Genomic DNA, 13,509 nt, shown 5'->3' on the forward strand with positions numbered 1-13,509 from the left:
GGCCAACCCGGCGACCGTGCAGGCGGCGGCTGCCGCCCCGGCTGCGACCGCGCCGGCCGCCGCGCCGGCCAGCGGCGCCAACGCCCTGGTGCTGAACGTGCGAGAGGATGCCTGGATCGAAGTGCGTCCGGCCAAGGGCGGTACCCCGATGATCAAGCGCCTCGTCAAGGCTGGCAGTACCGAAACCGTGAACGTCGACCAGCCCGTGCGCGTGATCGTCGGCAACCCGGGCGCTGTCTCGGCCAGCCTGCGCGGCGCCCCGGTGGCGCTGCCGCTGGTGCCGGGCAAGACCTACTCGCTGGTTAACGTGCAATAAGCGTGCAATAAATTGCAATAACGGACTACACCGCAACATGACCACTACACATTCGCCCATTCCCTCCGGTCCGCTGGCGCGCCGCGCCAGCCGCAGCGTGCTGGTCCAGCACGGCGAGCGCAAGGTCTGGGTCGGCGGCGACGCCCCCGTCGTCGTGCAGTCGATGACGAATACCGATACCGCCGACGTGATCGGCACCGCGATCCAGGTCAAGGAGCTGGCGCGCGCCGGTTCCGAGATCGTGCGCATCACGGTCAACACGCCGGAAGCCGCGGCCGCCGTGCCGGCCATCCGCGAACAGCTCGACAAGATGGAGGTCGACGTCCCGCTGGTCGGCGATTTCCACTACAACGGCCACCTGCTGCTGCGCGACTATCCGGAATGTGCCCAGGCGCTGTCGAAGTACCGTATCAATCCGGGCAATGTGGGACAGGGCGCCAAGCGCGACACCCAGTTCGCCCAGATGATCGAAATCGCGATCAAGCACGACAAGCCGGTCCGTATCGGCGTCAACTGGGGCAGCCTGGACCAGTCGCTGCTGGCCCGTATCATGGACGAGAACGCCGCCCGCGCCCAGCCGTGGAGCGCCCAGGCCGTGATGTACGAAGCCCTGATCACTTCGGCGATCGAGAATGCCGTGCGCGCCGAAGAAATCGGCCTGGCGCGTGACAAGATCATCCTGTCGTGCAAGGTGTCGGGCGTGCAGGACCTGATCGCCGTCTACCGCGAACTCGGCAAGCGCTGCGACTACCCGCTGCACCTGGGCCTGACCGAGGCCGGCATGGGCAGCAAGGGCATCGTCGCCTCGACCGCGGCACTGTCCGTGCTGCTGCAGGAGGGCATCGGCGACACCATCCGCATCTCGCTGACCCCGGAACCGGGCGGCGACCGCACCAAGGAGGTGGTGGTGGGCCAGGAAATCCTGCAGACCATGGGCTTGCGCAAGTTCACCCCGATGGTGATCGCCTGCCCGGGTTGCGGCCGCACGACCTCGACCGTGTTCCAGGAACTGGCCGACAATATCCAGACCTTCCTGCGCGAGCAGATGCCGGAATGGAAGAAGACCTATCCGGGCGTGGAGGCGATGAACGTCGCCGTGATGGGCTGCATCGTCAACGGTCCGGGCGAATCGAAGCACGCGAACATCGGCATCTCGCTGCCCGGCACCGGCGAGTCGCCGGCGGCGCCGGTCTTTGTGGATGGCCAAAAGGTCGCTACACTGCGGGGCGAGCGGATCGTGGATGAGTTCAAGACGATCGTGCTGAATTACGTGCAGAAGAATTATTCGAAGCAGGCTGAAACCATTTAACTGTCATTCCCGCTTTCGCGGGAAGGCGGGCCGGGCAGTGTCCGGCACGACAGTAACGGGAAATTGAAATGTCCGATAAAAAAGAAAAGATTGTCGCCATCAAAGGCATGAACGACATCCTCCCGGCCGACGCGCCGCTGTGGGAGCTGTTCGAAAACACCGTGGAATCCGTGCTGAAGAGCTACGGCTACCAGAAGATCGTCACCCCGATCGTCGAGGAAACCGGCCTGTTCGCGCGCGCCATCGGCGCCGTCACCGACATCGTCGAGAAGGAAATGTATTCCTTCGAAGACTCGATGAACGGCGACCAGCTGACCCTGCGCCCCGAAGGCACGGCCGGCGCGGTGCGCGCCGTGGTCGAGCACAACCTGGCCTACGACGGTCCGAAGCGCCTCTGGTACAAGGGCCCGATGTTCCGCCACGAGCGTCCGCAGCGCGGCCGCTACCGCCAGTTCTTCCAGTTCGGCGCGGAAGCGATCGGCTTTGCCGGCCCGGACATCGACGCCGAACTGATCATGCTGTGCCGCCGCGTCTGGGATGATCTCGGCCTGGACAACATCCGCCTCGAACTGAACTCGATCGGCAATGCGGAAGAGCGCCAGCGCCACCGCGCCGACCTGATCGCCTACTTCGAAGCCAATAGCGAACAACTGGACGCCGAGGCCCAGCGCCGCCTGCACGCCAACCCGCTGCGCATCCTCGACACCAAGAATCCGGCGATGCAGGACCTGGTCAATGCCGCGCCCAAGCTGATCGAATACCTGGGCGGCGAGTCGCTGGCCCACTTCGAAGGCCTGAAGAAGATCCTCGACGCCAACAACGTCCAGTACACCGTCAACCCGCGCCTGGTGCGCGGCCTGGATTACTACAACCGCACCGTGTTCGAGTGGGTCACCGACGAACTGGGCGCCCAGGGCACCGTGTGCGCCGGCGGCCGCTACGATCCGCTGATCGAAATGGTGGGCGGCAAGCCGACCCCGGGCATCGGCTTCGCGATGGGCATGGAGCGCCTGATCGAGCTGATGAAGGGCCAGGGCGAGCCGGCCGCGCCGAGCCAGTGCGACGTCTACATGGTCCACCAGGGCGAGGAAGCGCAAATGAAGGCCTTCATCCTGGCCGAGCGCATTCGCGACGCCGGCCTGGACGTGGTCCTGCACTGCGCGACCGCGCAGGGCGCCGGCAGCTTCAAGAGCCAGATGAAGAAGGCCGACGCCTCGGGCGCGGCGTTCGCCGTGATCATCGGCGAGGACGAGGTCAAGAACGACGTGGTGGCGGTGAAGTCGCTGCGCGAAGCCGAGGGTGCTGCCCAGCAGACCAGCGTCGCCTTCGACGAGGCGGTCGACTACATCGTCGACCAGGTCATCGGCGGCCACGATCACGACCACGATCACGACCACGTGCACTATCATCCGTAATCCACCCATCCATTAACCAAACACGAAACTGAGTCCATGGCATACGATCTCGAAGAACAGGAACAGATAGCCAATTTCAAGGCCTTCTGGAACCGCTTTGGCAACCTGATCAGCTGGGTGCTGATCATCGCGCTGGGCAGCTACGCCGGCTACAACTTCTGGAATTCGCACCAGCGCGGCAAGGCAGCCGAAGCCTCGGGCCTGTACGACCAGATGTTCGAGGCCGCCCAGGCCAACGACAATGCCAAGGTCCAGCGCATGGCCGCCGACATCGAAAGCAAGTACGACAGCACCGCCTACGCCCAGATGGCTGCGCTGGCCGCCGCCAAGACCGCTTTCGACGCCAACGACCTGAAGACCGCCAAGGCCCAGCTGCAGTGGGCGGTCGACCATGGCAACGACGAGTACAAGTCGATCGCGCGCCTGCGCCTGTCCGGCGTGCTGCTCGACGAGAAAGCCTATGACCAGGCGCTGACCCTGCTGAACGGCGACTTCCTGCCGCAGTTCGCCGCCGAGGTCGCGGACCGCAAGGGCGACGTCCTGGTGGCGCAGAACAAGCTGCCCGAAGCCCGCACCGCCTACCAGGCCGCGCTCGAGAAGATGGACAAGAAGCACCCGGGCCGCCAGATCGTGCAGATCAAGCTGGAGGCGATCGGTGGTGCTGTGCCGGCTGAGAAGGCCGCGGCATAAGAACCACGGTCATTCCCGACGTTTTAACGTGCGCCTTACCGCGCACACGTATTCGTAATTTGTACGTCCAAGAACAAGGCAAAAGAATATGCGTATTACCCGGAAGCTCGTAGGTGTCGGTGTCCTCGCCCTGATGACGGGCTGCTCGACGATCAGTTCCCTGAACCCGTTCGCATCCAAGCCGAAGGGCAACCTGCCGGCGCCGCTGGTCGACCTGAAAGGTTCGATGGCGGTGCGCACCGCCTGGAAGCTGGAAGTCGGCAAGTCCCGCAACTACCAGTTCAGCCCCGCGCTGGCCGGGAATACCGTGATCGCCGCCGGCGGCGACGGCACCCTCGTGCGTGCCGAAGCCGACAGCGGCCGCCAGCTGTGGCGCGTCAAGGCCGGCATGGAACTGACCGCCGGCGTCGGCACCGACGGCAACTACATCGTCGTCGGCGGCGACAAGGGCACGCTGATGGCCTTCGACATGGACGGCAAGCAGTTGTGGAAGGCCCAGCTGTCGAGCGAGATCCTGTCCTCGCCGGTGGTGGGGCAGGGCATCGTGGTGGCGCGCAGCATCGACAATCGCATCGTCGGCTACGACGCCGCGACCGGCCAGAAGAAATGGACCGTGCAGCGCACCTCGCCGCCGCTGACCCTGCGCCTGGCGCCGGGCATGGTGGTGCACGACAAGGACGTCATCGTCGCCCAGCCGGGCGGCAAGCTGCTGTCGCTGCTGCTGGCGACCGGCGCACCGCGCTGGGAAGTCGAAGTCGGCGTGGCGCGCGGCGCCACCGAACTGGAGCGCGTGACCGACATCGGCGGCTATCCGGCGGTGTTCGAGGGCGACGTCTGCGCCGTCTCCTACCAGGGACGCGCCGGCTGCTGGGACCTGCTAAACGGCAGCCCGCGCTGGACCCGCGACCTCTCGTCGGAAGCCGGCGTGGCGGTCGACCAGCGCTTCCTGTTCGCCAGCGACGACAAGGGCGCCGTCTATGCCTTCAACCGCGACAGCGGCACCAGCGCATGGAAGAACGACAAGCTGGCCTTCCGCCGCCTCTCGACCCCGGTCTCCTACGGCCGCACGGTCGCAGTCGGCGACTATCAAGGCTACGTGCACTTCCTGTCGCGTGAGGACGGCGCCTTCCTGGCCCGTGCCGCCACCGACGGCAGTGCGATCAGTACGACTCCGCTGGTGGCGGGTTCGAACCTGATTTTTCAAACACAAAATGGAACTGTGACCGCCATCGCGGTCGAATAACAATTAAATGAAGCCGGTAATCGCACTCGTAGGACGTCCCAACGTCGGGAAGTCCACCTTATTCAACCGCATGACCCGCTCGCGCGATGCGCTGGTGGCGGACCTGCCGGGCCTGACGCGTGACCGTCACTACGGCGAGGGCCGCCTCGGCGAACGCCCCTTCCTGGTGATCGACACCGGCGGCTTCGAACCCGTCGCCAAGGAAGGCATCATGCACGAGATGGCGCTGCAGACGAAGCAGGCCGTGGCGGAAGCGGACATCGTGATGTTCATCGTCGACGGCCGCCAGGGCCTGACCCCGCACGACAAGACCATCACCGACTTCCTGCGCAAGTCCGGCCGCAAGGTCATGCTGGTGGTGAACAAGAGCGAGGGCATGAAGTACACCAGCGTCACCGCCGAGTTCTACGAGCTCGGCATGGGCGATCCCTACGTGATCTCGGCCGCCCACGGCGACGGCGTGCTCGACCTCGTCAACGAGGCGATCGACGAAGCCGCCACCCTGCGCCCGCAGGAAGAGGCGGAATTCGATCCGGCCGACTACGGCGTCAAGATCGCCCTGATCGGGCGCCCGAACGTCGGCAAGTCCACGCTGATCAACACCCTGGTCGGCGAGCAGCGCGTGATCGCCTTCGACATGCCGGGCACCACCCGCGATTCGATCGAAGTACCTTTCGAGAAGAACGGCAAGCACTATACGCTGATCGACACCGCCGGCATCCGCCGCCGCGGCAAGGTGTTCGAGGCGGTCGAGAAGTTCTCGGTCGTGAAGACCCTGCAGTCGATCTCGGAAGCCAACGTGGTCGTCCTGATGCTGGACGCGCAGGCGGACATCGCCGAGTCGGACGCCCACATCGCCGGCTTCATCCTCGAAACCGGGCGCGCGCTGGTGGTTGCCGTCAACAAGTGGGACGGCCTGACCTCCGACCAGCGCGACCAGGTCAAGAACGACATCGACCGCAAACTCGATTTCCTGTCCTTCGCCGAGACCAAGTTCATCTCGGCGCTCAAGGGCACCGGCATCAATCACCTGATGAAGGCGATCGATACCGCGTATGCCGCCGCCACCGCCAAGCTGTCGACGCCGCGCCTGACCCGCGCGCTGCAGGAAGCGGTCGAGAAGCAGGAGCCGAAGCGCAAGGGCAGCACCCGTCCGAAGATGCGCTATGCCCACCAGGGCGGCCAGAATCCGCCCATCATCGTCATCCACGGCAATGCCCTGGACGGCATCACCGAGCCTTACAAGCGCTATCTGGAGAAGCACTTCCGCGAGACTTTCGACCTGATCGGTACCCCGCTCAGGATCGAACTGCGCAGCGGCAAAAACCCCTTCGCCAAGGAGTGATCGATGCCGGGGGCATCGATCACGCTGGGCACACCGTGCCCACGCGTAGCGCATGTGATTTGCCGGCGTCACGCGTGGGCACCTGCTGCCCACCCTACCGGTTTTTAAGCCAGAATTAACCGTACGAGTACGACAGAAAACGGTAAAACAGGTTACAGTAGGCTTGGAAAAACATTCACAAAGTGAGAATGTTGGCCCAAGCACTTGAAAATCGGCATAGCGCCTCAATTTTTATACGACAACAACACCACGGAGCTGTTATGAGCAACAAAGGGCAACTGTTACAAGACCCATTCCTGAACGCCTTGCGCAAGGAGCACGTTCCCGTTTCGATCTATCTGGTCAACGGTATCAAGCTCCAGGGACACATCGAGTCCTTCGACCAGTATGTGGTTCTGCTCCGTAATACCGTCACCCAGATGGTCTACAAGCACGCCATTTCCACCGTCGTTCCCGCACGCGCCGTCAACCTCAACCTCGAACAAGACGCCGAGTGAGGTCGATGGCTGACGTGTCCGGCAACACCATGCGCGCAGCATTGGTCGGTATCGACTTTGGCCGTGGCGATTTCGCGGCCAGCCTGGAAGAACTGGCATTGCTGGCGCGTTCCGCCGGAGCGGATCCGATCACCACGATCACCGCAAAACGCAACAGTCCTGATCCAGCGCATTTCGTCGGCAGCGGCAAGGCCGACGAAATCGCCCAGGCCTGCCTGGCCGAGCGGATCGAGATCGTCATCTTCAACCACGCCCTGTCGCCCGCCCAGCAACGTAACCTGGAGCGCCGCCTCAATATCCGCGTGGTCGACCGTACCAGCCTCATCCTTGACATCTTCGCCCAGCGCGCCCAGAGCCACGAGGGCAAGCTGCAGGTCGAGCTGGCCCAGTTGCAGCACCTGGCCACGCGCCTGATCCGCGGCTGGACCCACCTGGAACGCCAGAAGGGCGGTATCGGCCTGCGCGGTCCCGGCGAAACCCAGCTCGAGACCGACCGCCGCCTGATCGGCGAGCGCGTCAAGATGCTGCGCACCCGCCTGTCCAAGCTGCGCAAGCAGCATGAAACCCAGCGCCGCTCGCGCGGACGCAACCAGACATTCTCGGTGTCGCTGGTCGGCTATACCAATGCCGGCAAGTCGACCCTGTTCAACACCCTGACCAAGGCCGGGGTGTACGTCGCGAACCAGCTGTTCGCGACCCTGGACACCACCAGCCGCCGCCTCTACCTGGGGCAGGAAACCGGCAACGTGGTGGTGTCCGATACGGTTGGTTTCGTGCGCGAACTGCCGCACCAACTGGTGGCCGCCTTCCGCGCCACCCTGGAAGAAACCATCCATGCCGACCTGCTGCTGCACGTGGTCGACGGCTCGTCACCGGTGCGGATGGAGCAGATCGAGCAGGTCAACGAGGTGCTGCGCGAAATCGGCGCAGACCACATCCCGCAGATCCTGGTCTGGAACAAGATCGATGCGGCCGGGCTCGAGCCCGGGGTGGAACGTGATGAATATGATAAAATCAGCCGCGTTTTTATCAGCGCCCATAGTGGCGCCGGCCTGGATCTGCTGCGCGACGCGATCGTCGAGGCGGCCAGACCCGAGCCCGGTGTGACGCATGCCGACGAGCAGGACGGCGACGATTCCGGCTTCGCGCACGAGGTGCAGCCCGGGACGGCTGAGAATATTCCGAATTCCACCCATGTGGGACCACACTAGCCTATGCTCGTTTCACTCTTCAAACGTCTCGGCATCACCCTGTCACTAAACGATCCCCGCTGGGGCCACAAACCCGGCGACGAACGCAAGATCCAGCAGGGTAAGAACCAGGGCAACGACGGTCCGCCCGATCTCGACCAGCTGTGGCGCGATTTCAATCAGCGCTTGAACCGCCTGTTCGGCAAGCGCGGCGGCGATGGCGGCGGCTATCGCCCGGATGCCCGGGGCGTCGGCGTCACCGCGACCGTGGTCGGCGCCATCCTGGTCCTGATCTGGCTCGCCAGCGGCGCCTTCATCGTGCCGGAAGGCCAGGTCGGCCTCGTCACCACCTTCGGCGAGCTGTCGCACAAGACCGGCGCCGGTTTCAACTGGCGCTGGCCGGCCCCGTTCCAGGCCCACCAGACGGTCAACGTGAGCCAGGTCCAGACCGTCGAAGTCGGCTACCGCGCGAACGTGCGCAACAAGCAGCTGAACGAAGCCCTGATGCTGACCGCGGACGAGAACCTGGTCGACGTCCAGTTCTCGGTGCAGTACARGGTCACCGATCCGGTCGCCTGGGTGTTCAACAACAGCGACCAGGTCGAGACCATGCGCGATGCCGCCGAAACCGCCGTGCGCGAACTGGTCGGCCGCCGCAGCATGGATGCCGTGCTCGCCGAAAACCGCGACAAGCTGGCCGGCGAAGCGCGCGTCATGGTCGAGCAGATGCTGGAGCGCTACAAGATGGGCGCCGACGTCACCGGTGTGACCGTGCAGTCGCTGGCGGCGCCCGAGCAGGTGGCAAGCGCCTTCGAGGAAACCGTCAAGGCCCAGGAAGACCGGTCCCGTGCCCGCAGCGAAGCCCAGGCCTATGCCGACGACATCGTCCCGCAGGCCAAGGGCAAGGCGGAGCGCATGAAGCAGGATGCCGAAGCCTACCGCGCGACCACCGTGAACACGGCGGAAGGCAATGTCGCCCGCTTCAACCAGGTCGTGGCCGAATACGCGAAGGCGCCGGGCGTCACCCGCGACCGCATGTACATCGACACCATGCAGCAGATCTTCTCCAGCACCAGCAAGGTCATGATCGACGCCAAGACCTCGAACCAGATCTACCTGCCGCTCGACCGCATGCTGAACCAATCGGTCGCCAACGAGCAGGCGATGGGCAGCCGTTCGGGCCCGGTCATGCCGGCGCCGCAGGGCGCCCAGGGCCAGCCGAACCAGGCGCAGCAGCCCCAGGCCCAGCAGCAGGCCCAGGGTCAGCAAGCGCCGCAGCCGCAGAACCCGCAACAGCAGGTCCAGGCCGTGCCCGCAACGGAGAACCACCCGCTGGAATCGGTGCGCAAGATCGATCCGCGCAGCCGCGATTCCTCGCGTGAAAGGGAGACCCGCTGATGAGCCGCCTGATTTCGATCGTGATCGGGGCGGCCATCGTCCTGAGCCTGCTCGCCTCGAGCTTCTTCGTGGTCGACCAGCACCGCTATGCCGTGGTCTATGCCCTCGGCGAACTGCGCGAGGTGATCAAGGAGCCCGGCCTGCACTTCAAGCTGCCGTCGCCGCTCCAGACCGTGGTCTACCTCGACAAGCGCCTGCAGACCCTCGACACCGCCGACGGCGAACGCTTCGTGACGGCGGAGAAGAAGGACCTGCTGGTCGACGCCTTCGTCAAATGGCGCATCACTGATCCGCGCCAGTACCTGGGCGCGGTCGGCAGCGGCAACGCCGGACGCGGCGCCGAACGCGTGGCCCAGGTGGTGCAGGTGGCCATGAACGCCGAGATYGCCACCCGCAAGGTCGGCGAAGTCGTCTCCGGCCAGCGCCAGGAGCTGGCGAATGCCCTGCGCGAGCGCGTGGCCGCCAACAGCCGCCAGCTCGGCGTCGAGATCGTCGACCTGCGCCTCAAGCGCGTCGACTTCACCGCCCAGGTCAACAACGCGGTGTTCGAGCGCATGAAGGCCGAGCGCCTGCGCGTGGCCGCCGAGACCCGCTCGACCGGCACGGCCGAAGCCGAGCAGATCCGCGCCGACGCCGAACGCCAGCGCAGCGTGATCCTGGCCGAAGCCTTCCGCAACGCCGAAACCATCAGGGGCGAGGGCRATGCCAAGGCGAGCCAGATCTATGCCCAGTCCTTCGGCAAGAACCCCGAGTTCTACCGCTTCTACCGCTCGCTGGAGGCCTATCGCGCCACCTTCAAGAGCCGCAGCGACGTGCTGGTGCTGGATTCGAATTCCGAGTTCTTCAAGTATTTCCGCGGGCCCGGCGCGGGTAAATGACGTGTGGGCGTGGGCGCGGGGCGCCCACCCTACGCATACTGTAGGGTGGGCACCCCGTGCCACGCGTGCAAAGCCGCGTGCTCCGTTGCCCTATCTTTAACGAACCCAATCGCTTTGCCCATGCCTACCTGGCTACTGCCCGAGAATATCGCCGACGTCTTGCCGTCCGAAGCGCGCAAGATCGAGGAACTGCGCCGCCTCATGCTCGACACCTTCCGCACCTATGGATACGAGCTGGTCATGCCGCCGATGCTCGAGTACGTCGAATCGCTGCTGGCCGGCGCAGGGCAGGACACCGACTCCAAGACCTTCAAGCTGGTCGATTCGATGAGCGGCCGCCTGCTCGGCCTGCGCGCCGACATGACGACCCAGGTCGCCCGCATCGACGCGCACCTCTTGAACAGGGATAGCGTCACCCGCCTGTGCTATGCCGGCACGGTGCTGCACACCCGCCCGTCCGGCTTGCACGCGACCCGTGAACAACTCCAGATCGGCGCCGAAATCTACGGCCACGCCGGCCTCGAAGCCGACGCCGAGATCCAGGAACTGGCCCTCGCCACGCTGGCGCTGGCCGGCTTCGAACAGCCGCGCCTGGACCTGTCGCACGCCGGCGTGCTGCGCGCGATCCTGGCCGAAGACCCGGCCGCCAAACGCGACGAGCAGCTGCTGCACGGCCTGCTGAAATCGAAGGACATGCCGGGCCTGGACGAAGCGACGCAGAACCATGCGCAAGCGACCCGCGCCGCCCTGATGGCGCTGCCGAACCTGTATGGCGACGTCGACGTGCTGACCCGTGCAAAAGAAGTGCTGCCGGCGCTGCCGGGCAYCACCCGCGCGCTGGCCGAACTGGCGGCGCTGGCCGGCTGTGCGATCGGTCGCGCCCAGGTGGCGATCGACCTGGCCGACCTGCGCGGCTACCAGTACGAGAGCGGCGCCATGTTCGCGCTCTACGTGCCGGGCCTGCCGAATGCCGTCGCCCGCGGCGGCCGTTACGACCACGTCGGCGAAGCCTTCGGACGCGCGCGTCCGGCAACCGGCTTCTCGCTCGACCTGCGCGAGCTGGCGCGGCTGCTGCCGACCGCCGACCGCAAACACGCCATCCGTGCGCCGTGGGGCAATGCGCCCGAGCTGCGCGAAAAAATCGCTGAACTGCGCAAGGCAGGCGAAGTCGTGATCCAGTCCATGCCGGGTCATGAAAACGTACAGGACGAGTTCGAGTGCGACCGTGTGCTCGTCCTCGAACAAGGAAATTGGATTCTCAAAAACTTAGGTTAAGTGATGTCAAATACTGCTAAGAACGTCGTTGTCATCGGCACCCAATGGGGCGATGAGGGCAAGGGTAAGATCGTCGACTGGCTGACCGACCATGCCGCCGGCGTGGTGCGTTTCCAGGGAGGCCACAATGCCGGCCACACGCTGGTGATCAAGGGCCAGAAGACGGCACTCCAACTGATCCCGTCGGGCATCATGCGCGAAGGCGTGGCCTGCTACATCGGCAACGGCGTCGTGGTCTCGGTGCCGGACGTGATGCGCGAGATCGACAAGCTGGAAGCTGCCGGCGTCGAAGTCGCTTCGCGCCTGAAGATCTCGGAAGCCTGCCCGGTCATCCTGCCTTACCACGTCGCCATCGACGTCGCCCGTGAAGCGGCCCGCGGCGTCAACAAGATCGGCACCACCGGCAAGGGCATCGGCCCGGCCTACGAAGACAAGGTGGCACGCCGCGCGATCCGTATCGCCGACATGCTGAACGAGACCCGTTTCGCCGAAAAGCTGCGCGAGAACCTGGACTACCACAACTTCGTGCTGACCGGTTACCTGAAATCCCAGGCAATCGACTTCCAGAAGACCTTCGACGACGCGATGGCCCTCGTGCCGCGCCTGCGTCCGATGGTCGGCGACGTCAGCTCGGCCCTGTACGCGGCCCACAAGGCCGGCGGCCACCTGTTGTTCGAAGGCGCGCAAGGCTCGCTGCTGGACGTCGACCACGGCACCTATCCGTTCGTGACCTCGTCGAACTGCGTGGCCGGCAACGCCGCCGCCGGTTCGGGCGTGGGTCCGGGCATGCTGCACTACATCATGGGCATCACCAAGGCCTACACCACCCGCGTGGGTTCGGGCCCGTTCCCGTCCGAACTGCCGACCGACGCCGGCGTCGGCGAGCACCTGTCGCGCGTGGGCCACGAGTTCGGCACCGTGACCGGCCGTGCGCGCCGCTGCGGCTGGTTCGACGCCGCGCTGCTGCGCCGCTCGGTCCAGATCAACGGCGTGACCGGCATGTGCCTGACCAAGCTCGACGTCCTGGACGGCATCGAGTCCCTGAAGCTGTGCACCGGCTACAAGATCGACGGCCGTGACGTCGACATCTTCCCGGTCGGCGCGGAAGAGGCGGCCGCCTGCGTGCCGGTCTACGAAGAGATGCCGGGCTGGAAGGAAAGCACCGTCGGCGCCAAGTCCATGGACGAGTTGCCGGCCGCTGCCCGCGCTTACATCAAGCGCATCGAAGAGCTGGTCGGTGTTCCTGTCGATATGGTGTCGACCGGTCCGGACCGTGAAGAAACCATCGTGCTGCGTCACCCGTTTGCCGCATAAGAACAATAGGAATTACCAAAGCTATGAATACTCCTGCATCGACCGACAAGGATCTGTGGGTCTCCTGGGATGAGTACAACCGCCTGGTCGAGCGCCTGGCGCTGAAGGTCTACGAATCGAACTGGAAGTTCGACATGGTCCTGTGCCTGGCGCGCGGCGGCGTGCGTCCCGGCGACGTGATCTCGCGCATCTTCGACGTGCCGCTGGCGATCCTGTCGACCAGCTCCTACCGCGAAGAATCCGGCAAGAAGCAGGGCGACCTGGACATCGCCAAGTACATGACGATGACCAAGGGCCCGCTGGCCGGCAAGATCCTGCTGGTCGATGACCTGGCCGACTCCGGCGTGACCCTGGCAAAAGTGAGCGAGCACCTGACCGCCAACTACCCGGACGTCACCGAAGTGCGTTCGGCCGTCATCTGGGTCAAGGGCACCTCGTCGCTGGTTCCGGACTACCACCTGGAAGACCTGCCGCACAACCCGTGGATCCACCAGCCGTTCGAAGACTACGATGGCCTGCGTCCGCACCAGCTGTCGGCGTGGATGAAGAAGTTCGAGAAGAACTGAAGACGACGGCGCTCTCGCGCCTTTTAGTCGTCGCCCCCGCGCAGGCGGGGGCCCAAGTTGAATCGGGGCGCAT

General features: G+C 65.0%; 13 protein-coding genes. All 13 read left to right on the forward strand.

Annotated elements, in window-relative coordinates; genetic code table 11:
- A partial coding sequence (locus AC1DIX_RS26835) for a DUF4115 domain-containing protein (RefSeq protein ID WP_477328309.1) occupies positions 1 to 316 on the forward strand: 316 nt, incomplete at its 5' end.
- A 37-nt stretch (positions 317 to 353) separates the two neighbouring features.
- Complete coding sequence (gene ispG / locus AC1DIX_RS26840) at positions 354 to 1,625, forward strand: flavodoxin-dependent (E)-4-hydroxy-3-methylbut-2-enyl-diphosphate synthase (protein ID WP_442121886.1); 1,272 nt, start codon at positions 354 to 356, stop codon at positions 1,623 to 1,625.
- A 68-nt stretch (positions 1,626 to 1,693) separates the two neighbouring features.
- Positions 1,694 to 3,040 (forward strand): histidine--tRNA ligase, encoded by a 1,347-nt coding sequence (gene hisS / locus AC1DIX_RS26845; RefSeq protein WP_477328311.1) that lies wholly within the window; start codon positions 1,694 to 1,696, stop codon positions 3,038 to 3,040.
- A 36-nt stretch (positions 3,041 to 3,076) separates the two neighbouring features.
- The gene (locus tag AC1DIX_RS26850) at positions 3,077 to 3,730 is read left to right on the forward strand and encodes a YfgM family protein (RefSeq protein ID WP_442121884.1); all 654 of its coding nucleotides are present in this window, start codon (positions 3,077 to 3,079) and stop codon (positions 3,728 to 3,730) included.
- Between the two features lie 88 nt (positions 3,731 to 3,818).
- Complete coding sequence (gene bamB / locus AC1DIX_RS26855) at positions 3,819 to 4,973, forward strand: outer membrane protein assembly factor BamB (RefSeq protein WP_442121883.1); 1,155 nt, start codon at positions 3,819 to 3,821, stop codon at positions 4,971 to 4,973.
- Positions 4,974 to 4,980: 7 nt separating this feature from the next.
- The gene (der, locus tag AC1DIX_RS26860) at positions 4,981 to 6,318 is read left to right on the forward strand and encodes a ribosome biogenesis GTPase Der (protein ID WP_442121882.1); all 1,338 of its coding nucleotides are present in this window, start codon (positions 4,981 to 4,983) and stop codon (positions 6,316 to 6,318) included.
- 260 nt (positions 6,319 to 6,578) lie between these two features.
- Positions 6,579 to 6,815: an RNA chaperone Hfq gene (gene hfq, locus AC1DIX_RS26865; protein ID WP_036168820.1), complete on the forward strand. Its 237-nt coding sequence runs from the start codon at positions 6,579 to 6,581 to the stop codon at positions 6,813 to 6,815.
- Between the two features lie 29 nt (positions 6,816 to 6,844).
- Positions 6,845 to 8,026, forward strand: a complete 1,182-nt coding sequence (hflX, locus tag AC1DIX_RS26870) for a GTPase HflX (RefSeq protein ID WP_477251139.1) — start codon at positions 6,845 to 6,847, stop codon at positions 8,024 to 8,026.
- Between the two features lie 3 nt (positions 8,027 to 8,029).
- Entirely contained in the window at positions 8,030 to 9,403 is a 1,374-nt protein-coding gene (gene hflK / locus AC1DIX_RS26875) for an FtsH protease activity modulator HflK (protein ID WP_477328312.1), read from the forward strand.
- Positions 9,403 to 10,281, forward strand: a complete 879-nt coding sequence (gene hflC / locus AC1DIX_RS26880) for a protease modulator HflC (protein ID WP_477328314.1) — start codon at positions 9,403 to 9,405, stop codon at positions 10,279 to 10,281. The genes hflK and hflC overlap by 1 nt, the downstream gene beginning before the upstream one ends.
- 120 nt (positions 10,282 to 10,401) lie before the next feature.
- On the forward strand, positions 10,402 to 11,556 hold the full coding sequence (locus AC1DIX_RS26885) for an ATP phosphoribosyltransferase regulatory subunit (RefSeq protein WP_477328316.1): 1,155 nt from the start codon (positions 10,402 to 10,404) through the stop codon (positions 11,554 to 11,556).
- 3 nt (positions 11,557 to 11,559) lie between these two features.
- Positions 11,560 to 12,870, forward strand: coding sequence for an adenylosuccinate synthase (locus tag AC1DIX_RS26890; RefSeq protein ID WP_442121878.1), 1,311 nt, complete (start codon positions 11,560 to 11,562; stop codon positions 12,868 to 12,870).
- 23 nt (positions 12,871 to 12,893) lie between these two features.
- The gene (locus AC1DIX_RS26895) at positions 12,894 to 13,436 is read left to right on the forward strand and encodes a phosphoribosyltransferase (RefSeq protein ID WP_442121877.1); all 543 of its coding nucleotides are present in this window, start codon (positions 12,894 to 12,896) and stop codon (positions 13,434 to 13,436) included.
- Positions 13,437 to 13,509 lie beyond the last annotated feature (73 nt).

Source organism: Massilia sp. 05N420 (assembly GCF_056397205.1).

Coding starts and splice junctions, on each gene's coding strand:
- AC1DIX_RS26850 (WP_442121884.1), top strand. CDS start 3,077: ATGGCATACGATCTCGAAGAACAGGAACAGATAGCCAATTTCAAGGCC.
- AC1DIX_RS26895 (WP_442121877.1), top strand. CDS start 12,894: ATGAATACTCCTGCATCGACCGACAAGGATCTGTGGGTCTCCTGGGAT.
- ispG (WP_442121886.1), top strand. CDS start 354: ATGACCACTACACATTCGCCCATTCCCTCCGGTCCGCTGGCGCGCCGC.
- der (WP_442121882.1), top strand. CDS start 4,981: ATGAAGCCGGTAATCGCACTCGTAGGACGTCCCAACGTCGGGAAGTCC.
- AC1DIX_RS26890 (WP_442121878.1), top strand. CDS start 11,560: ATGTCAAATACTGCTAAGAACGTCGTTGTCATCGGCACCCAATGGGGC.
- bamB (WP_442121883.1), top strand. CDS start 3,819: ATGCGTATTACCCGGAAGCTCGTAGGTGTCGGTGTCCTCGCCCTGATG.
- hflX (WP_477251139.1), top strand. CDS start 6,845: ATGCGCGCAGCATTGGTCGGTATCGACTTTGGCCGTGGCGATTTCGCG.
- hfq (WP_036168820.1), top strand. CDS start 6,579: ATGAGCAACAAAGGGCAACTGTTACAAGACCCATTCCTGAACGCCTTG.
- hisS (WP_477328311.1), top strand. CDS start 1,694: ATGTCCGATAAAAAAGAAAAGATTGTCGCCATCAAAGGCATGAACGAC.